Below are 22,945 nucleotides of genomic sequence, written 5' to 3' on the forward strand. Positions count from 1 at the left end.
TGGCACCAGCGCTGCGCCGCTCCTGCACGAACTGACTTCCGAACCGTACCGAGAGGACTGCTGAAATGGCTCACATCAAGGTTGGAACCGAGAACAGCACCGACATCGAGCTCTACTACGAGGACCACGGGGACGGGCAGCCGGTGGTCCTGATCCACGGCTATCCGCTGGACGGATCCTCCTGGGAGAAGCAGACCACGGCCCTGCTGGGTGCCGGCTACCGGGTCATCACCTACGACCGCCGCGGCTTCGGCAAGTCCAGCAAGCCCACGGTCGGCTACGACTACGACACCTTCGCCGCGGACCTCAACACCCTGCTCACCACCCTGGACCTGAACGACGCCGTGCTGGTGGGCTTCTCGATGGGCACCGGCGAGGTGGGCCGCTACCTCGGCACTTACGGTTCCGCCCGCGTGGCGAAGGCCGTGTTCCTCGGTTCGCTGGAGCCCTACCTCCTGCAGGCCGACGACAACCCCGACGGCGTCCCGCAGTCCGTGTTCGATGGCCTGCTGGAGGCTGTCACCGCCGACCGCTACGCCTTCTTCACCGAGTTCTTCAAGAACTTCTACAACAGCGACACGTTCCTCGGCACGCCCCGGCTTTCCGAGGAAGTGATGCGGGCCGGGTGGAACCTCGCGACGTCGGGCGGCCCCACGGCGTCGGTGGCCGCGCAGCCCACCTGGCTTACCGACTTCCGCGCCGACATCCCCAAAATCGACGTCCCGGCCCTGATTGTCCACGGCACCGCGGACAACATCCTGCCGATCGACGTCACGGGCCGGCGGTTCGCCAAGGCCCTGCCCAGCGCCGAATATGTGGAGATCGACGGCGCCCCGCACGGCATGCTCTGGACCCACGCCGCCGAGGTCAACAACGCGCTGCTGGGGTTTCTGGGGAAGCCCGGGGCGTAGCCTGCGCCAGTAGCGGCCGCGGCATGCCCCGGAGTGACTGGGGTAGGCTCGCGGGGGACCGGAACCCCCTGGTCCCAACTGTAAGGGGCGGGAATTCCTTGGATCTGCTGGGCGGCATGGGCCGCGACGAACTCCGAATCTTTTCGTGGGTTGCGGCCGTCGTCTTCGTGCTGGCGGCCGGCGCCTGGCGTCCGCGCCGGCTTCATTGGACTGCGCTTGGTTCCGTCCTGCTCTTCGCGGCCCTCAACGCTGGTGCCGGGATCTACGTACTGAACCACTTCGGCGATCCGCGCTGGTCAGGGGGAGAACAGCCGCTGAGTGCTCCGTCGTTTTCCGAGACGCCTATGGTGGGGCAGTTTCTGGGCCCCTTGGACTCCGCCCTGAACGGCGTTGTCGGTGGCGTGAACGAGTTCCTGGCCTTCAAGCGGGCACTTCCCATAGCGCTGGACTTCCTTGCCGTGTCCGGATGGGCCCTGCTGGCGTCGTTCCCGCTTGCGATTCTCGCCGCGGGCATCAGTTTCGCCATGGCCAGGCGGCGGGCGGCGGACTTCGAAAGATACCGGGCAACCGTTGACCTGCTCCAGGATGAGCTTGAGCAGGTCAAACGGCAGATCTCGTCAGGGAATTCCGTCTTGGCACTCCCCGCAGAGGACGCGGTCACTGATGCGGGGCCCGGGCTGGCGCGCAGGGGCTGATTCAGGCGGGCCGTCCGCCTAGAACAAAGCCGCCACCACCGCCGTCGTCACCTGGTGGATGACTTCCGTCCGCTCAGGGACGCTGCCCAGGCCGGCCCCCTTGGTGTAGATCACCAGGCCGTAGGCCCGGCCGTCCCGGGCGAGGATGCCGGCGTCGTGCAGCTGGCCGCCCAGGAGTCCGTACTTGTGGAAAACGGTGATGCCGGCGGGGACGGCGGCCGGGATGAGCGATTCATAGTTGGTGTCCTGCATGTACGACAGCAGCTGCGCGGTGTGTCCGGGTTCCAGCAGCGTCCCGGAGTACAGGGCGGCCAGGGTGCGGGCCATCTCCGCGGGCGTGAGCGTATTGCGTGTGGGGGCGTAGTCCACCCCGATCGAGGCCGCGTAGTCCGTCAGCTCCTGGTGGCCCACCGCGTCCATGATCAGGGACCAGGAGTCGTTGTCGCTCTGCTGGATCAACGCCTGCAGCTGGAATTCCGCGGAATAGGCCCCCAGCGGATCCTCGAGTGAGGCATTGCCGGTTTCGACGAGGTGGTAGTAGGCCTCGGCGGCGAGGACCTTTGCCGTGCTGGCGGCGACGAATGCCGCCTGGACACCGTATTCATGGACGGCGGTTGCATCAGCACCGTCCGACAGGTCCACCAGCGCGACGCCGAGCTGATACTCGCTGTTGGCGTCGATGATGGCGTTGATCCTGGCGTCCAGCTCGGCGTCGATGGCGCCCGCGGCCGGCAAGGCGGCCACCTGGCCGTCCGACGTCGACACCGACGTCTGGCTGTCCGTCACGCTCCCCGCCTGGACGGCCGCCGTCGGACGGGCCTGCGCGGCGGAGAGGACGCCGGCACCCACCGCCACCGCCAGGGCCGCGGCGCACACCGCGATGATGACACCGCGGGCGCGGCGGAACGTGCGGGAGCGCAGCCGGGACGCAGCGCCGCTGCGACGGTGACTGGGCTGCCGAGGCGCGCGTTCTTCCATAGTTGCCCAAGCTAGCCACGCCAGCTATGCCGGAGCTATGAATCAGCTGTCACCCCACCCAGCAGGGCCCCGAGGTCAGGTCTCGTCGTCCCACATGCCGGTGGTGTCCGCGGCGTCTTCCGGCTTGTCCTCCGCTTCGGAGTCGCCGGACCCGACATAGGCGGCGGGCACCGTCCCTGCGGTCTGGGTCAGTTGTTCCTCGCGGATATTGCCTGCCTGGCCGGGCTCGGCATGCGGCCGGCGGGCCTCGACGGCGTCCGGGTCGCCCGGCCCGCGCAGGCCGGCCGGATCGGTGCTCGGTTCGTTGGGATCACTCATGACACTGCCTTTCGTCCGCGGATCAATCCTCACCCCAGACTAACGTGGGCCCTACACACTGGATCCAGCAGCCGCTCACTAGGACACGTCCCATGCACCTTGAACAGTTCAACTCGGCCAGCCGTCCCCAGGCCGCCGACACCCTGCGCCCCTGCCTGGACATCCCGCGCTGGATCGACGAGCTCGCCGACGCCCGGCCCTACCCCACCGTTGCCGCGCTGCTTGAGGCTGGCCGCCGCGCAGCCAACCCGTTCACCCCGGCGGAGATCGAGGCGGCACTCGCCCACCACCCGCGGATCGGCGAGCGTTCACCGGGCAACAGCACCGAAGCCAGGCTGTCCCAGTCGGAGCAGGCAGGACTCGGCGAGGCGGACGCGGACGTCGCGGAAGCCCTGGCAGCAGGCAACCGGGCCTACGAGGAGAAGTTTGGGCAGGTGTTCCTGATCCGTGCAGCCGGCCGCAGCCGTGGTGAGATCCTGGCCGCACTCAACACCAGACTCGCCCACACGCCCGAGCAAGAACAGGCAATAATTGGCCAGCAGTTGCGGGAAATCGCGGTGCTCCGACTCGAAGGGCTGATCGGCCAATGAGCATGTCCCACGTCACCACCCACGTACTCGACACCGGCTCCGGCAAACCGGCGGCGGATGTTCCGGTCACCCTGCACAGGCTCGACGGCGGCCGCTGGGTCCAGATCGCCGGGGGCACCACCGACGCAGACGGACGGATCAAGCAACTGGGCCCGGACCGGCTGCCCACGGGGACCTACCGCCTGGCGTTCGCCACCGGAGAGTATTTCGCGGCCAGCGGCACCGCCACGTTCTTCCCCGAAGTAGCTATCACCTTTGGCGTGGTGGAGTCGGAGGAGCACTACCACGTGCCGCTTCTGCTCAGCCCGTTCGCCTATTCCACCTACCGGGGCAGCTGAGCCAGAACCCATCGAGTGTGCAGTTGGCGGCAATGTTCCGCCCCGGAACTGCCGTCAACTGCCAACTCGGTGCATAGGCTGGGACCATGGCTGACTCACCGGAACGGCTCACGACGGCGGGATCAACGACGGCGGTGCTGCTGGCCGCCGGCGCCGGGACACGGCTTGGCCTTGGTCCCAAGGCGCTGCTCCCGTTCCGCGGCCGCACGCTGGTTGAAGTGCTGGCCGACGTCCTCCTCGCGGGCGGCTGCCGGGAAGTGGTGGCCGTGCTCGGCGCGGACGCGTCAACGGTGCGCGCCACCGCCGACCTCAGCCGGCACCGGGCCATCGACAACCCGGACTGGGCCACCGGAATGGGCAGCTCATTCCGGGCCGGAGTCGCCGCGGCGGCGCCGGAGGACCACGTGCTCATGGCGCTGGTGGACCAGCCCGGCCTGACAGCTGATACTGTCGCCCGGCTGCTGGCAGTCCACCGGCCCGGCCGGGTCACCGCGGCCGCCTACCGGGGCCCCGACGGGAAGCTCCAGCGGGGCCATCCCCTGCTTCTGGACGCCAGTCTCCGCGCTGAGGCTGCGGAATCGGCAACAGGCGACGCCGGGGCGCGCGTGTTCCTGCAGGCCCACCCGGAACTCATCGATCTGGTGGACTGCAGCGACCTCTCCGGCGGCGAGGACCTGGACACCCCGGAGCAGCTGCACCTCCTCGACCCGGTCCAGCCGCAGCCTCCCGCGGCGTAAGGAGAACCAGCAATCATGAGAATCCTTGTCACAGGATCCGCGGAAGGCCTCGGACGGGCCGCGGCGGATTCCCTGCTGTCCGGCGGGCACGACGTCGTCCTGCATGCCCGAAACCAGGACCGCGCGGCCAGCCTCGCCGCCCTCGTGGACCGCGGTGCGGACATCGTGGTGGGCGACTTCACTGACCGCGATGCCGTGCGGCGTATCGCCGCCGAGCTGAACGGCCGGGATCCGCTCGACGCGGTGATCCACAACGCCGGCGTGTGGCGCGGACGGGCGGTCATGCCGGTCAACATCATCGCGCCCTACCTCCTCACAGCCCTGCTCGACGGGCCGCGGCGGCACGTGTACTTGAGCAGCGGTTCGCATTTCGGCGGGCAGCCCTCGCTGGCCGGAGTCGATTGGAAGGGCAAGACGCCCGGGTCGTACGCGGACAGCAAGCTGTTTGTCACCACGCTCGCGGCCGCGCTGGCCCGGCTGCGTCCGGAGCTGCTCAGCAACGCCGTGGACCCCGGCTGGGTGCCCACCAGGATGGGTGGACCCGGGGCGCCGGACGATCTGGAACTGGGACACCAAACCCAGGCATGGCTCGCGACAAGCGATCAACCCCGGGCGCTCACGAGCGGCGGGTACTGGTACCACCAGCAGAGGCAGCAGCCACACCGCGCAGTCAATGACCACACCTTCCAAGACCAGCTCCTGCGAACCCTCGCCGACGAAACGGGCGCCCGGCTCTGACGCGGTCGAGGCGGGCCCTGCCGGCCTACTGCTCCATACCGGCGGCCAGGAGTTCCTGCAGCCCCAGTTTGAAGCCGGACCGGCCGCCGTGCGCGGGATGCCTGATCTTCGGCACGTCCAAGCCGCTGCGCTGCAGGCTGCGGTGCGCCACATTGCCCACGGCCACCACCGTCTTGATCGGGAACAGCTCCGTCAGCGCCTGCCAGAACGGGGTCCCCAAGGCCGCCTCGGAAGCACTGGGCGCGCGGTTGGACAGCGGCCGCCCGGGCAGGTGGGTATGCCAGGGGCAGGCACTCCAGAGCAGGGGGAGGAAGTCCAGCTCGGCCAGCACTTCCCACATCACTGTGGCCGTCGGCTCCGCGGCAACTCCCGCGGCTTCCGCCGGCAGCACGTAGCCTTTGCCGGGCCCAAACAGTCCAAACCCCTTGGCAGGGCCCTCGAACATCGTCCGGTTGGTGAAGGGAACGCCGGTGATCCTCATGCCCCGGAAGCCGGGGGCCTCCCCCACCAGCAGCACCTTCGGGCGCCGGTCCAGCATTTCCTGGAGGTAGATTGCCAGGTTCCGCCGGCGCTGCTCGTTGCCGGGGACGGAGTGGTCAAAGAAGTTGTTGCACGCCGGCCCCGTTGCCACTGCCGCGAGCCGGTCAACAAATCCGTCGATGGACGGTGCAGTCATGAGCGGCCCGTACGGGACTGCTACCAGCGCGGGTGGATCGACGCGCGGAAGTAGCGGTCGTAGATCTCGTGGACGCCGACGTCGAACGTTGAGTCAATCCCGCTGACCCCCGCCGCTTCGGCGTTGGAGCTGGCCTGCTCCACGCTGCGCGCCCCGGGGATCACGGTGCTGACGCCGTCCTGCGCCGCGATCCAGGCAATGGCCGCCTGGGCGGTGCTGACGCCGTCGGGCACCAGTTCCTCGAACTCGGCCACTGCCTGGAGGCCCTGCTCGAAGTCCACGCCGGAGAAGGTCTCGCCGACGTCGAACGACGATCCGGTGCGGTTGAAGTTCCGGTGGTCGTCCGCCGCGAAGGACGTGTCCGCGGTGTATTTGCCGGAGAGCAGCCCCGAGGCGAGCGGGACGCGGGCGATGATGCCGACGCCGGAAGCCTCCGCCACGGGCAGCACTTCGTCCAGGGGCTTGAGCCGGAAGGCGTTGAGGATGATCTGCACCGTGGCCGTGCCGTCGTGCCGCATCGCTTCGAGGGCTTCGTCGGTCCGCTCCACGCTGACGCCGTAGTTCCGGATGGCGCCGTCAGCCACCAGCGTGTCCAGCGCGTCATAGACTTCGGCGCTGCTGTACACGGCCGTGGGGGGACAGTGCAGCTGGACCAGGTCCAGCCGCTCCACGCCCAGCTTGCGCCGGGACCGGTCCGTCCACTCGCGGAAGTTGGCCAGGTTGTAGTGCTCCGGCAGCTGCTCCGCCCGGCGGCCCATCTTGGTGGCCACAGTGATGTCCAGGCCCGGGTTGGCCGCCAGGAACTTGCCGATGGCCTGCTCGCTGCGGCCGTCGCCGTAAACGTCGGCGGTGTCGAAGAACGTGACCCCGGCTTCCGCGGAGGCGGCCAGGATGGCCTGCGCCTGAGCGGGGTCGACGTTGCCCCAGTCCGCGCCGAGCTGCCAGGTCCCCAGCCCGACAATGGAGACGTTCCGTCCGGTCTTGCCCAAGGTTCGCTGTTCCATCATCCGACTATAGGCCGTGGGTGCGCTCAACGTGAGGTGCCCGGAACACGGGCGGGACCAGGCCTGATTCCTTCAGGGCCAGGTAGATCTTGTCCCGGGCGATCGGCAGCTCCGCGAACCGGATCCCCGTGGCGTTCCGGATGGCGTTGGCCAGCGCAGGCGCCACCGGGTTGAACGGGCTCTCGCTCATGGACTTCGCGCCGAGGGGGCCCAGCTTGTCGGACGTGTCGGCGAAGTACACCTCGCTGCGCGGCACGTCCGCGAAGGACGGGATGTGGTACTGCCGCAGGATGTCCGTGGTGACCCGCCCGGCGTCGTCCACTCTGACCTCCTCATACAGCGCGGCGCCGAGCGCCTGCGCGATGCCCCCTTCGATCTGCCCGCGGCACTGCCGCGGGTTGACCACCACGCCGGCGTCGGCGGCCTGGACGCTCTGCAGGATCCGCAGCTCCCCCGTCCCGGTGTTGACGGCCACCCGGAAACCGTGGACGTTGAACGCCACAGACCGCGGGGTCCCGCCCCAGCGCCCCTCGCCGGAAAGTTCGACGCCGGCCGCTGCGGCGGCGTCGTACAGTTCCGTCAGCGGCACCCGGGTTCCCTCGCAGATCACCGCGTCGTCCTCGAGCACGCACCCGGAGGCCTGGACCTGCCGGATGCCGGCGGCGAAGGCGCGGATCCGCACGGCAAGCTCCTCTGCCGCGGCCAGCGTCGCCTTGCCGGCCACCACCGTCCCGGCCGAGCCGAAGGCGCCGGAATCGTGGTCGATGAGGTCCGTGTCCGCCTGCCGGAGCGAGATCCGGTCCGCGGTGGTGGACAGTGCGGTGGCGGCGAGCTGGGTGTGCACGGTGGTGGTGCCGTTGCCGAACTCCGCGGTCCCCACGTCCACCTGGTAGCTCCCGTCCGGCAGGACCCGGATTTTGGAATGCGCGAAGTGCCCCCGCGGCGGGACGGTGTCGATCATGGACAGCGCCGAGCCCTCCCCCGTGACCCAGCCCGGCCCGAGGTCGCCGGGGCCGGCGTTCCGGTAGCGGTCCCGGCCGCGCTCCAGGGCGTCCTGCACCAGCCGGGTGCACTGGTCCAGCCCGTAGCTGCCGTAGAGCACGTCCTCCGCCGGTTCGGCGCGGGTGGAGAGCATGTCGTCACCCTCGCGGACCATGTTGCGGCGGCGGAACTCCATCGGGTCCATGCCGATTCCGGTGGCAAGCTCGTCGACGGCCGACTCGATCGCGAAGATCGTCTGGCTCAGCCCGTAGCCGCGGAAGGCGCCGGAGGGCACGGTGTTCGTGTAGACGGCGTGGGCGTCCACTTTCTTGTTGGCACAGGTGTACACGCCCAGCGATTCGCCGCAGCCGTGGAACATCACGCCCACGGAGTGGTTGCCGTAGGCGCCGGCGTTGGTCAGGACCTCCAGCTGCAGGGCGGTCAGCTTGCCGTCGTTGCTGGCGGCGGCCTTGAGGTGGATGGTGAACGGGTGCCGGGTGGTGGCTGCGGTGAACTGCTCGGTGCGGGTGAACTCGAGCTGCACGGGGCGCCGCAGTTTCAGCGCGGCGAGGGCCACGATGTCCTCGGTGAGGACTTCCTGCTTGCCGCCGAAGCCGCCGCCCACCCGTCCCGTGACGACCCGGATCCCTTCCTCCGGCAGGCCAAAGACCCGGCTCAGCGTGCGGCGGACCAGGAACGGCACCTGGCTGGACGTGCGGACCTGGAGCCGGCCGTCGTCGTCGATCGAGGCGATGGCGGCATGGGTCTCCAGCGCCGTGTGCGCCACCCGCTGGGTGCGGTAGGTCTGCTCGTGGATGAAGTCCGCGGTGGCGAAGGCCGCCGCGACGTCGCCCAGTTCGGAGTGCAGCTCGGCCACCACGTTGCGCTCCGGCCGCCCGATGCGGGCCGTGGCGGCGTCCTTGTCCCCGTGGATCGCCGGGGCTCCGGGGCGCATCGCGTCCTGCGGGGTGAACACGGCGTCCAGCACCTGGTATTCCACCTTCAGCGCCCGCACGCCGGCTTCCGCCGCGGCGACGGTTTCGGCGACGACGCCGGCGATCCGCTGCCCGACGAAGCGGACCACGTCATCCAGCACCCGGGTGTCGTCCGGGTCGTCCGTGTAAAGCTCATGCTGCGCCGTGGAAAACAGCTGCGCGGGTGAGTCCTCGTGGGTGAAAACCGCTTCCACGCCGGGAATCCGCAACGCCTCCGTGGCATCGATGGACAGCACGCGGGCGTGGGCGTGCGGCGAGCGCAGGAGCTTCACGTGCAGGAGCCCGGGTAGCTCCTCCGCGGGAACGTCCAGCGTGTAGCGCGCGGTCCCGGTGACAATGGCCTGGCTGGCGGGAGCAGGGACGTCGTCGCCGAGCTGGCCGGGACGCGGGCCGGGCTGGCCCTCCCCTGCGGTCCCGGATCCCGTCCCCGCGGGGGCCGGGTGGCTGGATTCGCCGTGCGCGGCCTCACCGCAGACGGCATCCGCAATGGCGGTGTAGCCCGTGCAGCGGCACAGGTTGCCTTTGAGGTTCCGCGGCAGGTCGGCCTTCTGCTCGTCGTCGAAGGTGGCCGCCGTCATCACCATGCCCGCGGTGCAGAAGCCGCACTGGAAGCCCTGCCGTTCCATGAACTGCTGCTGCATCGGATGGAGCGCGGCGCCGGGGGCGGTTTCTGTACTGGGGGCGGTGGCCGCGAGGCCCTCCACGGTGGTCACCGCCCGGCCCTCAGCGCGGACCGCCGGGTAGATGCAGCTGTGCACGGGAACGCCGTCCACGTGGACGGTGCAGGCCCCGCAGTCGCCGCCGTCGCACCCTTTCTTCACGCCGAGGTTGCCCTGCTCCCGCAGGAACGTCCGCAGGCACTGCCCGGGACTCGGTTCGGCCTGGGCCGGGACGCCGTTGATCGTAATTGCGCCGTTGATCTCGATTGCGCCGTTGATCTCAGTGCCCATGCTCAGGCCCTTCCTGCTGCGGTGCCGAAGCCTGCGGCGTAGTGCGCGGCGGAGGCCAGAAGTCGCCGGAAACATGGACCGGTCCCGTGCCTGCGGGGGCCGCCAGTTCGGCGCGGATTTCCTCGGCGAGCCGGTAGGTCATGTCCTTGCGCCAGGCGGGCAGGCCGTGGATGTCGTCGTGATAGAGCCCGTCCGGGATGGCGTCGCCCAGCGCGGCGGAGAGCTCGGCAGCCGTAGCTGTTCCGCTGCCGCTGCTGCCGAGGCGCAGCTGCACGGGGCGTTTGGTGGCGGCGGTGAGAGTGAGGACCAGTCCGCCGTCGGCGTCGAGCCGTCCGATCAGCAGCACGCCGGAACGTCCGAGGTTGCTTAGGGACAGTCTGCGGAACGCGACCCGCGAGGACAGGGCCGACGCCGGCAGGTGGATGCTGCGGAGCAGCTCGCCGGGTGCCAGGGCGTTGCGCCCGTCCCCCGTGACGAAGTCCGCCACCGGGATGCCGCGGCTGGCCCCGCCCGGGCCGAGCACCGTGGCCACGCCGTCCAGGGCCGCGCAAAGGGAAATCATGGGTCCGGCCGGAAGGGATGTGCAGAGGTTGCCGCCCACGGTGGACATGTTCCAGACCTTGAAGGACGCCACAAACGAATCGCAGCACGGCCGGATCAGCTCCAGCGCGGCCCAGGCGGCCGCGCGCGTCCGGCCGGTCTCGCTGGCCGGCAGCGCATAGAGCTCGGCAACCGTGCAGGTGGCCGCGAGCTCGATGCCGGACTCGGACACTGTGATGGCCGGCCAGCCCGTGGAACCGAGGTCCAGGAGCCGCCGAAGCGGTTCCGTGCCGAAGGCGTAGCTGCCATAGGAGAACAGCACAGTGCCGCCGGCCAGCCAGGCGTCCCCGGCCCGCCAGTCGGCCGGATCCGAGGTGCGGACCACCGCCTCGATGGAGTTCATGTCCATGGCGTCTCCTGCAGTTCGATGTGGACCTCCAGCTCGCCGCCGCAGGTGAGCCCGACGGCGAACGCGTCCCCGGCGGTGTAGCCGACGAACTCGCGGCGGGGGCCGCCGTCGGGCATCAGATCCAACATTGCTGCACCCCCTAATTCCCCTGCGGCGATGGTCTGCACATTCTCGTTCCAAACGGGGGCCGGGGAAAGCACCGCCCCGGCCGGGCCCGCCGAAAATCCGCTGCGGTTGCGGATTTCCGCGCCCCGGATCCACGCAGCGCCTGTCCAAAAGCGCAGCGCCTGTCCGAAAACGGCGCGGAACCCGTTAGTAGTCGATCCGGGACCGGTGGGTCTGCCAGGTGGTGAAGGGCAGCAACACGGCGGGCGCCTCCGGACCGTCCAGCGCCAGCTTGCGCACGGGCATCACGGCAGCCGGCTGGCCCTTCTCGAAGTACTCGTAGAACACGGCGTCGTCGAATCCCACCGAAGCGGCGTCGTGCCGGTCGGCGGCAAAAACCACGCCCTCCACCCGGGCCCAGAGGGCCGAGGCCAGGCACATGGGGCACGGTTCGCAGCTGGTGTAGAGCGTGGCTCCCCTGAGTTCGAACCGGCCAAGTTCGGCGCAGGCCCGGCGGATTGCCGTGACCTCGGCGTGGGCGGTGGGATCGTTGGTGGCGGTGACGCGGTTGACGCCGTCGAACGCTTGTCCGTCCACGGTGACAACGACGGCGCCGAAGGGCCCGCCGCTGTTCATGACGTTGGCGGTGGCCAGCTCTATGGACCTGGCTAGATACAGCTGGGCCGTGGCAATGACGGTCATGATGCGACTCCCTCTGCTGTGGAAGCCGGAACCGTACCGGAAGGCGATGAGCCGTCGGCGTCGGTTACCAGGCTTCAGCGTTTGCGGTGAAGGTGGTGTTGCGCCTGGTAGATAGCCTCCCGGCTCCCGGGTGCCCGCCGTTGACACGAGCGAGACTAGCAGCGGAAAGGTGGCTGCGCCATCAATTTTTTGATGCTTGTGATGCGCCCGCCGCCGCACTAGCCTTGAACCTACTTCGTGGCGTGCGTCACGTGACCTGGGAGCAGCAGGCAGGGTTGTAATGAGCTGGCGTCAACTGACGCCGGCTCTTTTTTGTGGGCCGGCGGAGGAAGAAACGGACGCGAAACGCGTACGAAATTTCTATGTGGCATTTTGGCTCCACCTACCGGAAGTTGGGAACCGCACCATGAGCAGCAGGATCGTCCTCGGACAGAATCAGTACGGTAAAGCCGAAGTCCGCGTCGTCAAGATCACCCGCGACACGGAGCGCCACGAGATCGAAGACCTCAACGTCACCTCGCAGCTCCGCGGCGACTTCGCCGCAGCCCACCTGGAAGGCGACAACAGCCACGTGGTGGCCACGGACACGCAGAAGAACACCGTCTACGCCTTCGCCCGGGAGGGCATCGGCTCCCCGGAGGCCTTCCTGCTCCGGCTCGGCGAGCACTTCACGTCAAGCTTCGACTGGGTGGCCGGCGGCCGCTGGGAAGCAGAACTCTACCGCTGGGACCGAATCCAGGCCCACGGCGCGCCCCACGACCACTCCTTCGTGCGCAACGGCCAGGAGGTGCGGACCGCTGTGCTGGTCCGCGACGGCGCCGACCGGCACCTGCTCTCGGGCCTCAAGGACCTCACCGTCCTCAAGTCCACACAATCCGGTTTCGCCGGCTACCCGCGCGACAGTTACACCACCCTGCCCGAAACCACCGACCGGATCCTTGCCACCGAGGTCTCCGCCCGCTGGCGCTACCGGACCGGCACGGATTTTGGCTCCGTCGATTTCAACAAGGGCTACGAGGACATCAAGGCCCTGCTGCTGGAGGGCTTCACCGAAAAGTACTCCCATGCCCTGCAGCAGACCCTGTTCGACATGGGCGCGAAGGTCCTCGAGTCCCACGGCGAAATCGACGAAATCAGGTTCTCGATGCCCAACAAGCACCACTTCCTGGTGGACCTCTCGCCGTTTGGCCTCGACAACCCCAATGAAGTCTTCTTCGCCGCCGACCGCCCCTACGGCCTGATCGAGGCGGCCGTGCAGCGCGACGACGCTGTACCGGCCGAGGCCGCCTGGTCCGGTATCGCCGGCTTCTGCTAGCGCCGGCCCCAGTCATGATCGGCGGCGGGCGGCCGGAATCATGTCCAGGGAGGCTAGTCTGTTCGCCAAGACCGACCCGGATCGCTCCCGCCGGAGATCCACCGCCTGACGCACCAAGTGATGCACCGCCTGATTCACCGACGAAGAAGGACCACCATGGCTCTCACAGTTTCAGCCCACCGCCCCGTTGACCGCGCCGGGGAGATCCTCACCCCCGAGGCACTGGCCTTCATCGAGGAACTGCACCAGCGTTTCGCCGCCACCCGGGGGGAGCTCCTCAAGGCCCGTGCGGCCAAGCGCGAGGACGTGGCCCGCACCGGCCGGCTCGATTTCCTGCCGGAGACCCGCGACATCCGCGACGGCGATTGGTCCGTTGCCGCCGCCCCCGCGGCCCTGCAGGACCGGCGGGTGGAAATGACGGGCCCGGCTGCCCCGGCCAAGATGGCGATCAACGCCCTGAACTCCGGGGCGAAAGTCTGGCTCGCCGACCTCGAGGACGCCAGCACGCCCACGTGGGCCAACGTGATCGAATCGATCCTGAACCTCCGCGACGCCGCTGCCGGCACGCTGGCCTACACCTCCCCTGAAGGCAAGGAATACAGGCTCCGGACCGACGCCCCGCTGGCCGTTGTGGTGGCGCGCCCGCGCGGCTGGCACCTGGGCGAACGGCACCTGCTGGTCGACGGCGAACGCACCGTGGGCGCCCTGGTGGACTTCGGCCTGCACTTCTTCCACACTGCCAGGCAGCTGCTGGAGAACGGCCAGGGCCCCTACTACTACCTGCCCAAGATGGAGAGCCACCTCGAGGCCCGGCTCTGGAACCAGGTCTTCGTCTTCGCCCAGGACTACCTCGGCATCCCGCAGGGCACCATCCGCGCCACGGTCCTGATCGAGACCATCCCCGCGGCGTTCGAAATGGACGAGATCCTCTACGAGCTCCGCGACCACGCCTCCGGACTGAATGCCGGACGCTGGGACTACCTGTTCAGCATCATCAAGTATTTCCGCGACGCCGGCCCGCGCTTTGTGCTCCCGGACCGCGCCACCGTGGCCATGACCGCCCCGTTCATGCGCGCCTACACCGAACTGCTGGTCAAGACCTGCCACCACCGCGGCGCCTTCGCCATGGGCGGCATGGCGGCCGTCATCCCCAACCGCCGCGAACCCGACGTGACCGCCCAGGCGTTCGAGAAGGTGCGCGCGGACAAGACCCGCGAGGCGAACGACGGTTTTGACGGGTCCTGGGTGGCCCACCCGGACCTGGTGCCGGTCTGCCGGGACGTGTTCGGCGCCGTCCTGGGCGAACGCCCGAACCAGCTGGACCGGCAGCGCCCGGACGTGTCGGTCACCCCGGACCAGCTCCTGGACATCGCCTCCGCGAACGGCACGGTCACCGAGGCGGGCCTGCGGCTGAACCTCTACGTCGCCGTCGCCTACACGGCGGTGTGGATCTCGGGCAACGGCGCCGTCGCCATCCACAACCTGATGGAGGACGCCGCGACGGCGGAGATCTCCCGCTCGCAGGTCTGGCAGCAGATCCGCAACCAGGTGGTCCTCGCCGACACCGGCCGGACGGTCACCCGCGAACTGGTGGCCGGGATCCTCGCAGAGGAAACCGAGAAGCTCCGCGGCGAGGTGGGCGAGGACGCCTTCGCGAAGCATTACCAGCCCGCCAGCAAGCTCATCGGCGACATCTGCCTCTCCGAGGAGTACACGGACTTCCTCACCACTCCTGCCTACGAACTGGTGGACTGAGCCCGTGGCTGCGCCTCCCTCCGGGCCGGCCTCCGGCGCCCGGCCTGGGTCACCCTCCCGGGCTCTCTCCGGCGCCGACCTGGACAGCATCGATGCCCAGCTGGCGGCAACGGACCTGCTGCTGGAGCGGAGCTACCCGGGCGACGACGGCTCCCGCCAGCCGGTCCACACCGTCTACGTCCCCGCCGACCGCTTCACTCCCGGCTTCGCCGCCGGCTGGGGCGCCCAGGCGCAGGCTGCCGCGGACGCCCACGGCGGGCTGGAACAGCTGGGAACACTGCTCGGCCAGGACGCCGCGATGGCCGCCGCCGTCGCCTCCCGTGTGGCCGCGAAGCTCGGCAGCGAGCCGATCGAGGACCTCCGGCTGGACTTCGAGGACGGCTACGGGGACCGGGGTGACGACGTCGAGGACGCCGACGCCGTCGCTGCCGCAGCCGCCGTCGCCGCCGCCGTCGCGGACGGCAGCGCCCCGCCCTTCATCGGGATCCGGTTCAAGTGCTTCGAGGCGCCCACCCGCGCCCGTGGACTGCGCACCCTGGACCTGTTCGTCTCCGGCCTGGCCGCCGCCGGCGAGCTCCCGGAAGGGCTGGTCCTCACGTTGCCCAAGGTCACCACCGTGGCCCAGGTGCAGGCTATGGACTACGCCGTGTCCCGGCTGGAGAAGGTCCACTCGCTGCCCGCCGGCCGCCTGCGCTTCGAGGTCCAGGTGGAAACGCCGCAGCTGATCCTCGGCCCGGACGGCACGTCCCCGGTGGCGCAGTTGCCGCACGCCGTCCCCGGCCGGATCAGCGCGCTCCACTACGGCACCTACGACTACTCGGCCTCCCTGCAGATCTCCGCGGAATACCAGTCGATGGAACACCCGGCGGCGGACCACGCCAAAGAGGTGATGCAGCTTGCCGTGGCCGGCACCGGCATCCGGCTCTCCGACGGGTCCAGCAATGTCCTGCCAGTCGGCGACGGCGTGCAGGACGCCTGGCGGCTCCACGGCCGGCTGGTCCGCCGGTCGCTGGAACGCGGCTACTACCAGGGCTGGGATCTCCACCCCGCCCAGCTGCCGAGCCGTTTCGCCGCCACGTACGCGTTCTACCGGCAGGGCCTTCCGGCCGCCGCCGCACGGCTCCGCAACTACGTGGAGCACGTTGACGGCGGGGTCCTGGACGAACCGGCCACCGCACGGGCCTTGGCCGCCTTCGTGCTGCGCGGCATCCAGTGCGGTGCCGCGGGCGCCGGCGAAGTCCTCGAGCTGACCGGCCTTGGCGTGCCCAGGCTGACGGGCCTGGCACACCCCCGGCGGGCGCAGCCGTCAGCCTCCCCCAACCACTGACCCCGACCAGGAGCGATCCCATGAGCAGCTACTTTTCCCCCGAGGGCGGCCTGCCCCCGCAAACCCAGCTCCTCACCGACCGCGCCGTGGTCAAAGAGGCCTACACCGTCATCCCCAAGGGCGTGCTGCGCGACATCGTCACGTCCAACCTGCCCGGCTGGACCAAAACCCGGTCCTGGATCATCGCCCGCCCCATCGCCGGCTTCGCCACGACCTTCTCGCAGCTGATCGTGGAAGTGGCGCCGGGCGGCGGCAGTGACAGGCCCGAGGCGGAGGCCGGCGTCGAAGGCGTCATCTTCCTCACCAAAGGCGAACTGACCTTGACGCTCGACGGCGAGCGCCACCGTCTTGAGCCCGGCGGCTACGCCTACCTCGCCGCGGGTTCGGACTGGAAGGTGTCCAACGACGGGGCCGGGGAGGCGGCCAGCTTCCAGTGGATCCGCAAGGCCTATGAGCCGCTGGACGGCTTCGCGGCGAAGTCTTTCGTCACCCGGGACCAGGACGTCGAGCCCCGGCCCATGCCCGGCACCAACGGCGCCTGGGCGACCACCCGGTTCGTGGACCCGGACGATCTGGCCCATGACATGCACGTCAACATCGTCACGTTCCAGCCCGGCGGGTCGATCCCCTTCGCCGAGACCCATGTGATGGAACACGGGCTCTTTGTCCTGGAGGGCAAGGGCGTCTACCGGCTCAACGACGACTGGGTGGAAGTCGAGGCCGGAGATTTCATGTGGCTCCGCGCGTTCTGCCCGCAGGCCTGCTACGCCGGCGGACCCGGCCCGTTCCGCTACCTGCTCTACAAGGACGTCAACCGGCAGGTCCGCCTGACCTAGACAGGGCTTGCTAGCCTGAGGCTGTGAAGTACGAGTCCCTGTGGATCGGAATGCTCCTTGGCGCGGCCCTCGGCCTGGTCATCGGGGTTGTCAGCGCCGACAAGCCCTTCACCGGCCTGCTGATCGGCATCGGCATCGGGGCGCTGGTGGGCCTGGCGGCCCGGAAGGATCCCACCAAGGGGTAGGAAGTTTCCCCCGCGCACCAGAAAGGACCCACTATGGCGTACTCCGTGAACTGCTCCATCCTGCTGACCGAGTTGCCGCTCCTGGAACGGCCCGCCGCGGCGAAGGCTGCCGGTTTTGACGCCGTCGAGTTCTGGTGGCCCTTCGCGAGCTCCGTCCCCGGCGACGCCGAGCTCACCCGCTTCGAACGGGCGGTCACCGACGCGGGAGTCCAGCTCACCGGCCTGAACTTCAACGCAGGCGACATGCCGGCCGGGGACCGCGGGCTGGTGTCCTGGCCGGGCCGCTCCGCCGAATTCAGGGACAACATCGACGTGGTGGCGGGCATCGGCGGGCGTCTCGGCTGCAGGTCCTTCAATGCCCTCTACGGCAACCGGATGGACGGGCGCACCCCCGAAGCCCAGGACGAACTGGCGGTCCAGAACCTCACGGCCGCGGCCGACGCCGTGGCCCGCATCGGCGGAACCGTGCTGCTCGAACCGGTCAGCGCGGCACCGCGCTACCCGCTCCTCACCGCCGACGACGCCCTCCGGACCATCGCCCGGGTCAAGGAGGAAACCGGCGCGGGGAACATCAAGCTCCTCGCCGACTTCTATCACTTGTCCGTCAACGGGGACGACGTCGCCGCTGTGATCGACAAGCACGCCCAGGATTTTGGCCACATCCAGATCGCTGACAGCCCCGGCCGCGGTGCCCCCGGAACAGGTGGGCTTCCCCTGGACGACTGGATCGCCCGGAGCCGCCAGCTCGGCTACGAGGGCTACATCGGCCTCGAATACAAGGAACCGGCAGCAACCGCCTTCGACTGGGCCCTCCGCCAGCCGGCCCGCTGACCGCACCGCCGCCGTCGTCGCCCATCAGGGGGCACTTCGACACGGACGCGCCGGCCGCCGTCGCAGTTTTCGACGCCGACTCCCCCAATGTGCCCCGCAATGGTTCGCGGTGCATGCCGGGGAACCCGGAAGACGCAGTGAGCAAGGAGAACCCGAATGCCCGAAGAAACCTTCGACCTCGTCATCCGGGGCCAGCGCGTCCTGACGACGGCGGGGACCGCGCCGCGCGAGGTGGGGGTCCGGGGCGGCAAGGTCGCCGCCGTCGAGCCGCTCGGCGTCAGGCTCTCCGGCGCCACCGTCATTGAGCTCTCGGACGACGAAACCCTGCTCCCGGGCCTCGTGGACACCCACGTCCACGTCAACGAGCCCGGCCGCACCGAGTGGGAGGGCTTTGCCTCCGCGACCCGGGCAGCGGCGGCCGGCGGCGTGACCACGATCATCGACATGCCGCTGAACAGCATCCCGCCCACCACCACGGTGGATGGCCTCAAGCGCAAGCGCGAGGTGGCCGGCGGGCAGGTGTTCGTCGACGTCGGGTTCTGGGGCGGAGCGGTGCCCGGCAACAGGGCGGACCTCCGCCCGCTGCACGACGAGGGGGTCTTCGGCTTCAAGTGTTTCCTGCTGCCCTCCGGAGTGGACGAGTTCCCGCACCTGGACGCCGAGGATCTCGAAGCGGACCTCGCCGAGCTCAAGTCCTTCGATTCGCTCATGATCGTCCATGCCGAGGACCCCCAAGCGATCGAGCATGCCCCGCACGCGGGCGGTGACCAGTACGCGACGTTCCTCGCGTCCCGGCCCCGCGGCGCGGAGAACAAGGCCATCGCCGAGGTGATCGAACGGGCCCGCTGGACCGGCGCCCGCGCCCACATCGTGCACCTTTCCTCCTCGGACGCCCTGCCCATGATCGCCAGCGCCAAGCACGACGGCGTCCGCCTCACCGTGGAGACGTGCCCGCACTACCTGACCCTCACGGCCGAGGAAATCCCCAATGGGGCCACCGCCTACAAGTGCTGCCCACCGATCCGCGAGGCCGCCAACCGGGACCTGCTCTGGAAGGGCCTCCAGGACGGAGTTATCGACTGCATCGTCTCCGACCACTCCCCCAGCACGCTGGACCTCAAGGACCTGCAAAACGGCGACTTCGCCGTGGCCTGGGGAGGGGTTTCCTCGCTCCAGCTGGGCCTGGCGCTGGTCTGGACGGAGGCCCGGCACCGCGGCATTCCGCTCGAACAGGTGGTGTCCTGGATGGCCCGCCGGCCCGCCGAATTCGCCAGGCTGGCCACCAAGGGCCAGCTCGCCGTGGGGTACGACGCCGATTTTTCGATCTTCGCCGCCGAGGATTCCTTCGTGGTGGACGCCGCCAAGCTCAAGCACAGGAACCCCATCACCCCCTACGACGGCAAAACCCTCTCCGGGGTGGTCCGCCGGACGTTCCTGCGCGGCCAGGAAATCGACGGCCGCACCCCCGGCGGACAACTGCTCCGCCGCGGCGGCCAGGGCGCTGCATCCACAGCCGGGACAGAAGTGCGCGGGCCGGCGGAATACAGCATCTGAACCAGTCGTTGTGCATCGACAGACCGCTTTATCCGCAGACCCACAAACCCCGAAGGAATCCCCATGAGCCCCAATCCCACCATCAAGCTCCAGCCAGGCACCCCCGCCCCGGAGTTCACCCTTCCGGACGCCTCGGGACAGAAAGTGTCACTGGCCGATTACCGCGGCAAGAACGTCATTGTGTACTTCTACCCGCAGGCCGCCACCCCGGGGTGCACCACCGAGGCCTGCGATTTCCGCGACAGCCTTGCCTCCCTGCAGGGCTCCGGCTACGAGGTGCTGGGCATCTCCCCCGACGCCCCGGAAGCCCTTGCCGAGTTCACGGGCGACTTCGCACTGACCTTCCCGCTGCTCGCCGACGAAGACCACGCCGTGGCGCTGGCCTACGGCGCGTGGGGCGAGAAGCTGGTCAACGGCGAAGTCACGGAGGGGATCGTCCGCTCCACCGTCGTCGTGGATCCGGAGGGCAGTGTCCGGCTGACCCAGTACCAGGTCAAGGCGCAGGGCCACGTCGCCGCGCTGAAGGACGCGCTCGGCGTCTAGGCTCTCGCGCCGGCCGGGCGCACTGGGTAGGCTCGGTCCAAACAGCGCCGGCAACGGCCTACGCGAAGGCGGACACGTGGCAACTGGAACCAAGCAGGATCCCTGGGTGCTCAAGACAGCCCCCGGAACGTCCGAGTACACGATGTACCGGGACGAGGAGTCCGATCCCGCAGCCCTTGTATGCCAGGTCGGTTCCACGACGCTGAAGTATCACCTCCGGGCCATTGAGGACCTTCAGCTGTGGCTGATGGAGCGGGTCGATTGGGTGCCGCTGGGTGCCGCCGATGAGAACAAGCCTGCCGCCGAAGGAACCGTCGAGGCATGGGGGCGTGATCCGGGGAACCCCGTGGGCGGGTGGTACGGGCTGCGGAAGGGATACCGCGGCCGGTTCGGCATGTACCTGCCGCCGTTGTTGGAAGCGCTGGGCCTGGTTGAGCTCACGCACGACAAGCGCAACAACTCCGTCCGGGCCATCATCGCCGATGCCTCAGGCCCCGCTATCCCGGCCTGACCCGGGCCCGCCGCGTTCCCGCGGCGTTTTCGGACGGAGGCACTGGTTTCGGACGGGCGCCCCGCCTCCGGGCTGGCGCACCGGTTTCGGATCAGCGCACACGGGATCCGAGGCGCGGCGGTCCGATTCAGCCGCGCCTTTTCCGACGTCGCCGCGCGTTCCCGTCCGGGTCCTCGGTACCTCCCAGGACACCCCGCACGCCTTGGCCGGGTTCCCGGGCGGGCATGCCTTCATGTGCCCACTGCTCGCCAACGAGGTCCATGCCGAAGCACTGCCCTGCTGCACCTTCGGATCGTCGCGCTGCGAGTATCCGCGGTCCGTCTGTCCGATACCGCCGCGCCGGGTCGAAGCCACCAGGGGAAAGTTCTCCACGTCCGTCCCCCATCCCGTTGCCCGGCCCGTCTTCGCGGACCACCATCTGTGGCATGGACCTACCCGAACTGATTCTCACCAGCGATCTCGCACGGCTTGGCCAGGACGCTCGGGGCCTTGCCCGGAAAGCGAAGTCCGGGCAGCTCCGCCGCATCCGGCAGGGCGTCTACGTCCGGGCCCAGGACTGGGAGGCGCTGACTCCGTGGGACCAATATCCGCTCCTCATCCGGGCGGCGGCCACTACGTTGAAGAGCCGTACTGTGTTCTGCCGCCAGTCCTCCGCTGTGCTCTGGGACCTGCCCGTGCTGGGCGTTCAGCATCGGGTGCACGCATGCACCTCCGACGCCGGCGGCGGGCGCTCGCGTGCCGGTGTCCGCCGGCATTTCGTCGATTTGGACTCGGCCCGGATCGAGGAACGCCACGGGCTGCTGGTCACGGGCCGCGCGCGGACGGCCTTGGACCTGGCAGCCTTCGAATCATTTGAGCAGGGCGTCACGGTATTCGACCACGTCCTCCGGACCCAGCCCGGCGCCCTTGCACCGCTCAGCAAAGCGGACCTCGACGCCGGCGTCGACGGTCATTACACGGCGGCCGCGGCCCGGCGAATCCGCGCCGCCCTGGAGTTTGCCGATCCTGCGTCCGGTTCGCCGGGCGAATCCGTCAGCCGTGCCATGATGCACCGGCTTGGCTTCCGGGTTCCCGTCCTTCAGGTCGAAATCCGGGACGGGCACGGGCTGGTGGCATTCACAGACTTTGACTGGCCCGAGGACCGGCTGTGCGGAGAATTCGACGGCCTCGTGAAATACCGCAATCCGGAGTATCTTCGGGGCCGGACACCGGCGCAGGCTCTCACCGACGAGAAGCGCCGGGAGGACCGGATCCGTGCCACGGGCCGGCGGGTGGTCCGCTGGACGTGGTCTGAGCTCTCCAGCCCCGCAAGGTTTGCCGCGTTCCTGGCGGAGGCGGGCGTTCCGCGGGCGACACTTCGGTCCTGTCGCCGCTGATCCGGACACGCTTCCGGAAAACTGCCGCGGAATCAGACACAGGCTCCCCGGATCCAAGCCGCGCCGGTCCGAAATCGTGGCGTGAACCGGAAAACGGCGCGGAAAAGGCCTACACCCGGGTCCCCGCCACGATGGTCGCCGTGGAGCGGAGCCGGAGGGCGCCGTCGTGCTCATAGCGGCCCAGCAGCTGGAACACGTCGGAGCGGATCAGTTCCCGGGCTTCCCGGTCCGCCCGCGCCAGGCCCACGGCCACGGTGGTCGCGATGTCGGTCATGAACTCCCAGTAGAGCTCCGGTGACGCCTGTACCAGGTCCGTGCTGACCTTCCGCTCGATGACGTCGACCAAGCCGGCCTCCCGGAAGATCCGGCCCATGAACCCCTGCGCCGCACAGCGGAACAGTCCCGGCGTGCCCGGAGGCGGGGGAGGCAGTTCGCTGTGGCGTGCGATCGTGCCGAGGACCAGGCTGGCCCACGGATTCTCGGCGGCCCGGCCCCAGACAGCGGCGCTGATCCGGGCGCCAGGCTTGGCCACGCGCACCATTTCGCCCATCGCCGCGGTTATCCCGGGGAAGAACATAAAGCCGAACCGGCAGAGAACGGCGTCGAATGATCCGTCGTCGAACGGCAGGGCGGCGGCGTCTCCGACGACGGCATGGACGTTCGACAGCCCGCGGGCGGCTGCCTTCTCGGAGGCAACCCCCAGCATCCCCGCGGAGAGATCCAGCAGGGCGACGCTTCCGCGCGGAACGAGGGCGGCAGCCGTCAGGCCCGGTTCGCCGGTTCCGGCCGCGACGTCGAGGACCACGGAATCCGGGCGGAGCCAGGCCTCTTGAATAACGGCGTCGCCGAAGGGGGCATGCCAGCCGAGCAATTCCTCATCCCATTTGCGCCAGCCTGCGGAGAACTCATCCCAGGTGCGGCGCTGCTGGTCCCTGATCTGCTCCGTTGAGGCTGACATGGCGCTCCTAGGCTGTTCCGTGCCCTCCCCCACCCTTTAGTGTGCGCCCCCGCACCGGGCCGTAGCAATGGCTTCCGGGGCAGTAGG

The 22,945-nt window shown here is 69.3% G+C and carries 25 protein-coding genes; 16 read left to right on the plus strand and 9 right to left on the minus strand.

Annotated elements, in window-relative coordinates:
• The first annotated feature begins 65 nt into the window (after positions 1 to 65).
• Both LDO13_RS16220 and LDO13_RS16225 read left to right on the plus strand, forming a co-directional pair.
• Entirely contained in the window at positions 66 to 911 is an 846-nt protein-coding gene (locus LDO13_RS16220; protein WP_224047700.1) for an alpha/beta hydrolase, read from the plus strand.
• Between the two features lie 98 nt (positions 912 to 1,009).
• Complete coding sequence (locus LDO13_RS16225) at positions 1,010 to 1,606, plus strand: hypothetical protein (RefSeq protein ID WP_224047701.1); 597 nt, start codon at positions 1,010 to 1,012, stop codon at positions 1,604 to 1,606.
• Positions 1,607 to 1,624: 18 nt separating this feature from the next.
• Here the strand turns inward: LDO13_RS16225 and LDO13_RS16230 are convergent, their stop codons facing one another.
• On the minus strand, positions 1,625 to 2,584 hold the full coding sequence (locus LDO13_RS16230; protein ID WP_224047702.1) for a serine hydrolase: 960 nt from the start codon (positions 2,582 to 2,584) through the stop codon (positions 1,625 to 1,627).
• 75 nt (positions 2,585 to 2,659) lie between these two features.
• Positions 2,660 to 2,902, minus strand: a complete 243-nt coding sequence (locus tag LDO13_RS16235; protein WP_224047703.1) for a hypothetical protein — start codon at positions 2,900 to 2,902, stop codon at positions 2,660 to 2,662.
• A gap of 92 nt (positions 2,903 to 2,994) precedes the next feature.
• Here LDO13_RS16235 and uraD point away from each other — a divergent pair, with 92 nt between their 5' ends.
• The 4 genes from uraD (at position 2,995) to LDO13_RS16255 (ending at position 5,305) form a co-directional block, all read left to right on the plus strand.
• Complete coding sequence (uraD, locus tag LDO13_RS16240) at positions 2,995 to 3,492, plus strand: 2-oxo-4-hydroxy-4-carboxy-5-ureidoimidazoline decarboxylase (protein WP_224047704.1); 498 nt, start codon at positions 2,995 to 2,997, stop codon at positions 3,490 to 3,492.
• Positions 3,489 to 3,830: a hydroxyisourate hydrolase gene (gene uraH, locus LDO13_RS16245; protein WP_224047705.1), complete on the plus strand. Its 342-nt coding sequence runs from the start codon at positions 3,489 to 3,491 to the stop codon at positions 3,828 to 3,830. Before uraD ends, uraH begins: the two co-directional genes overlap by 4 nt.
• Before the next feature lie 86 nt (positions 3,831 to 3,916).
• Positions 3,917 to 4,567 carry a nicotine blue oxidoreductase gene (gene nboR, locus LDO13_RS16250; protein WP_224047706.1) on the plus strand — a complete coding sequence of 217 codons (651 nt, stop codon included), beginning with the start codon at positions 3,917 to 3,919 and terminating at the stop codon, positions 4,565 to 4,567.
• 15 nt (positions 4,568 to 4,582) lie between these two features.
• Entirely contained in the window at positions 4,583 to 5,305 is a 723-nt protein-coding gene (locus LDO13_RS16255) for an SDR family NAD(P)-dependent oxidoreductase (protein ID WP_346347024.1), read from the plus strand.
• Between the two features lie 25 nt (positions 5,306 to 5,330).
• On the opposite strand, the gene LDO13_RS16260 is transcribed toward LDO13_RS16255, so the two are convergent.
• From LDO13_RS16260 to LDO13_RS16285, 6 genes are all read right to left on the minus strand, one after another.
• Positions 5,331 to 5,981, minus strand: a complete 651-nt coding sequence (locus tag LDO13_RS16260; protein WP_224047707.1) for a uracil-DNA glycosylase — start codon at positions 5,979 to 5,981, stop codon at positions 5,331 to 5,333.
• A 20-nt stretch (positions 5,982 to 6,001) separates the two neighbouring features.
• Positions 6,002 to 6,985, minus strand: coding sequence for an aldo/keto reductase (locus LDO13_RS16265; protein ID WP_224047708.1), 984 nt, complete (start codon positions 6,983 to 6,985; stop codon positions 6,002 to 6,004).
• Between the two features lie 7 nt (positions 6,986 to 6,992).
• Positions 6,993 to 9,911 carry a molybdopterin cofactor-binding domain-containing protein gene (locus tag LDO13_RS16270; RefSeq protein WP_224047709.1) on the minus strand — a complete coding sequence of 973 codons (2,919 nt, stop codon included), beginning with the start codon at positions 9,909 to 9,911 and terminating at the stop codon, positions 6,993 to 6,995.
• On the minus strand, positions 9,901 to 10,860 hold the full coding sequence (locus LDO13_RS16275) for an FAD binding domain-containing protein (RefSeq protein ID WP_224047710.1): 960 nt from the start codon (positions 10,858 to 10,860) through the stop codon (positions 9,901 to 9,903). The genes LDO13_RS16270 and LDO13_RS16275 overlap by 11 nt, the downstream gene beginning before the upstream one ends.
• Positions 10,851 to 10,988: a hypothetical protein gene (locus tag LDO13_RS16280; protein WP_224047711.1), complete on the minus strand. Its 138-nt coding sequence runs from the start codon at positions 10,986 to 10,988 to the stop codon at positions 10,851 to 10,853. Before LDO13_RS16280 ends, LDO13_RS16275 begins: the two co-directional genes overlap by 10 nt.
• Positions 10,989 to 11,172: 184 nt before the next feature.
• A complete protein-coding gene (locus tag LDO13_RS16285; protein WP_224047712.1) occupies positions 11,173 to 11,667 on the minus strand; it encodes a nucleoside deaminase in 495 nt (164 codons plus the stop codon).
• Between the two features lie 406 nt (positions 11,668 to 12,073).
• Between LDO13_RS16285 and pucL the strand changes: the two genes are divergently transcribed.
• The 10 genes from pucL to LDO13_RS16335 all read left to right on the plus strand — a co-directional run bounded on the left by pucL (position 12,074) and on the right by LDO13_RS16335 (position 21,900).
• Positions 12,074 to 12,982 carry a factor-independent urate hydroxylase gene (gene pucL / locus LDO13_RS16290; protein ID WP_224047713.1) on the plus strand — a complete coding sequence of 303 codons (909 nt, stop codon included), beginning with the start codon at positions 12,074 to 12,076 and terminating at the stop codon, positions 12,980 to 12,982.
• A gap of 156 nt (positions 12,983 to 13,138) precedes the next feature.
• Positions 13,139 to 14,737, plus strand: coding sequence for a malate synthase A (aceB, locus tag LDO13_RS16295; RefSeq protein ID WP_224047714.1), 1,599 nt, complete (start codon positions 13,139 to 13,141; stop codon positions 14,735 to 14,737).
• A 4-nt stretch (positions 14,738 to 14,741) separates the two neighbouring features.
• Entirely contained in the window at positions 14,742 to 16,064 is a 1,323-nt protein-coding gene (locus tag LDO13_RS16300; RefSeq protein WP_224047715.1) for an aldolase, read from the plus strand.
• Between the two features lie 20 nt (positions 16,065 to 16,084).
• A complete protein-coding gene (locus LDO13_RS16305) occupies positions 16,085 to 16,900 on the plus strand; it encodes a bifunctional allantoicase/(S)-ureidoglycine aminohydrolase (protein ID WP_224047716.1) in 816 nt (271 codons plus the stop codon).
• A gap of 23 nt (positions 16,901 to 16,923) precedes the next feature.
• Positions 16,924 to 17,085 (plus strand): hypothetical protein, encoded by a 162-nt coding sequence (locus LDO13_RS16310; RefSeq protein WP_224047717.1) that lies wholly within the window; start codon positions 16,924 to 16,926, stop codon positions 17,083 to 17,085.
• Positions 17,086 to 17,118: 33 nt separating this feature from the next.
• Positions 17,119 to 17,916, plus strand: a complete 798-nt coding sequence (locus LDO13_RS16315; protein ID WP_224047718.1) for a TIM barrel protein — start codon at positions 17,119 to 17,121, stop codon at positions 17,914 to 17,916.
• A gap of 156 nt (positions 17,917 to 18,072) precedes the next feature.
• Complete coding sequence (allB, locus tag LDO13_RS16320; protein ID WP_224047719.1) at positions 18,073 to 19,470, plus strand: allantoinase AllB; 1,398 nt, start codon at positions 18,073 to 18,075, stop codon at positions 19,468 to 19,470.
• A gap of 63 nt (positions 19,471 to 19,533) precedes the next feature.
• Positions 19,534 to 20,013: a thioredoxin-dependent thiol peroxidase gene (gene bcp / locus LDO13_RS16325; RefSeq protein WP_224047720.1), complete on the plus strand. Its 480-nt coding sequence runs from the start codon at positions 19,534 to 19,536 to the stop codon at positions 20,011 to 20,013.
• Between the two features lie 76 nt (positions 20,014 to 20,089).
• Positions 20,090 to 20,524, plus strand: coding sequence for a DUF6855 family protein (locus tag LDO13_RS16330; RefSeq protein ID WP_224047721.1), 435 nt, complete (start codon positions 20,090 to 20,092; stop codon positions 20,522 to 20,524).
• Between the two features lie 425 nt (positions 20,525 to 20,949).
• On the plus strand, positions 20,950 to 21,900 hold the full coding sequence (locus tag LDO13_RS16335) for a type IV toxin-antitoxin system AbiEi family antitoxin domain-containing protein (protein ID WP_224047722.1): 951 nt from the start codon (positions 20,950 to 20,952) through the stop codon (positions 21,898 to 21,900).
• Between the two features lie 109 nt (positions 21,901 to 22,009).
• On the opposite strand, the gene LDO13_RS16340 is transcribed toward LDO13_RS16335, so the two are convergent.
• Entirely contained in the window at positions 22,010 to 22,858 is an 849-nt protein-coding gene (locus LDO13_RS16340) for a methyltransferase domain-containing protein (protein ID WP_224047723.1), read from the minus strand.
• Positions 22,859 to 22,945: the final 87 nt, after the last annotated feature.

The organism is Arthrobacter sp. NicSoilB4, assembly GCF_019977335.1.
Taxonomy (GTDB): domain Bacteria; phylum Actinomycetota; class Actinomycetes; order Actinomycetales; family Micrococcaceae; genus Arthrobacter.

Excerpts from the sequence above, each read along its gene's own strand:
- LDO13_RS16220 (WP_224047700.1), top strand. The coding sequence starts at position 66 with ATGGCTCACATCAAGGTTGGAACCGAGAACAGCACCGACATCGAGCTC.
- LDO13_RS16230 (WP_224047702.1), bottom strand. The coding sequence starts at position 2,584 with ATGGAAGAACGCGCGCCTCGGCAGCCCAGTCACCGTCGCAGCGGCGCT.
- LDO13_RS16235 (WP_224047703.1), bottom strand. The coding sequence starts at position 2,902 with ATGAGTGATCCCAACGAACCGAGCACCGATCCGGCCGGCCTGCGCGGG.
- uraD (WP_224047704.1), top strand. The coding sequence starts at position 2,995 with ATGCACCTTGAACAGTTCAACTCGGCCAGCCGTCCCCAGGCCGCCGAC.
- uraH (WP_224047705.1), top strand. The coding sequence starts at position 3,489 with ATGAGCATGTCCCACGTCACCACCCACGTACTCGACACCGGCTCCGGC.
- nboR (WP_224047706.1), top strand. The coding sequence starts at position 3,917 with ATGGCTGACTCACCGGAACGGCTCACGACGGCGGGATCAACGACGGCG.
- LDO13_RS16255 (WP_346347024.1), top strand. The coding sequence starts at position 4,583 with ATGAGAATCCTTGTCACAGGATCCGCGGAAGGCCTCGGACGGGCCGCG.
- LDO13_RS16260 (WP_224047707.1), bottom strand. The coding sequence starts at position 5,981 with ATGACTGCACCGTCCATCGACGGATTTGTTGACCGGCTCGCGGCAGTG.
- LDO13_RS16265 (WP_224047708.1), bottom strand. The coding sequence starts at position 6,985 with ATGGAACAGCGAACCTTGGGCAAGACCGGACGGAACGTCTCCATTGTC.
- LDO13_RS16270 (WP_224047709.1), bottom strand. The coding sequence starts at position 9,911 with ATGGGCACTGAGATCAACGGCGCAATCGAGATCAACGGCGCAATTACG.
- LDO13_RS16275 (WP_224047710.1), bottom strand. The coding sequence starts at position 10,860 with ATGGACATGAACTCCATCGAGGCGGTGGTCCGCACCTCGGATCCGGCC.
- LDO13_RS16280 (WP_224047711.1), bottom strand. The coding sequence starts at position 10,988 with ATGTTGGATCTGATGCCCGACGGCGGCCCCCGCCGCGAGTTCGTCGGC.
- LDO13_RS16285 (WP_224047712.1), bottom strand. The coding sequence starts at position 11,667 with ATGACCGTCATTGCCACGGCCCAGCTGTATCTAGCCAGGTCCATAGAG.
- pucL (WP_224047713.1), top strand. The coding sequence starts at position 12,074 with ATGAGCAGCAGGATCGTCCTCGGACAGAATCAGTACGGTAAAGCCGAA.
- aceB (WP_224047714.1), top strand. The coding sequence starts at position 13,139 with ATGGCTCTCACAGTTTCAGCCCACCGCCCCGTTGACCGCGCCGGGGAG.
- LDO13_RS16305 (WP_224047716.1), top strand. The coding sequence starts at position 16,085 with ATGAGCAGCTACTTTTCCCCCGAGGGCGGCCTGCCCCCGCAAACCCAG.
- LDO13_RS16315 (WP_224047718.1), top strand. The coding sequence starts at position 17,119 with ATGGCGTACTCCGTGAACTGCTCCATCCTGCTGACCGAGTTGCCGCTC.
- allB (WP_224047719.1), top strand. The coding sequence starts at position 18,073 with ATGCCCGAAGAAACCTTCGACCTCGTCATCCGGGGCCAGCGCGTCCTG.
- bcp (WP_224047720.1), top strand. The coding sequence starts at position 19,534 with ATGAGCCCCAATCCCACCATCAAGCTCCAGCCAGGCACCCCCGCCCCG.
- LDO13_RS16335 (WP_224047722.1), top strand. The coding sequence starts at position 20,950 with ATGGACCTACCCGAACTGATTCTCACCAGCGATCTCGCACGGCTTGGC.
- LDO13_RS16340 (WP_224047723.1), bottom strand. The coding sequence starts at position 22,858 with ATGTCAGCCTCAACGGAGCAGATCAGGGACCAGCAGCGCCGCACCTGG.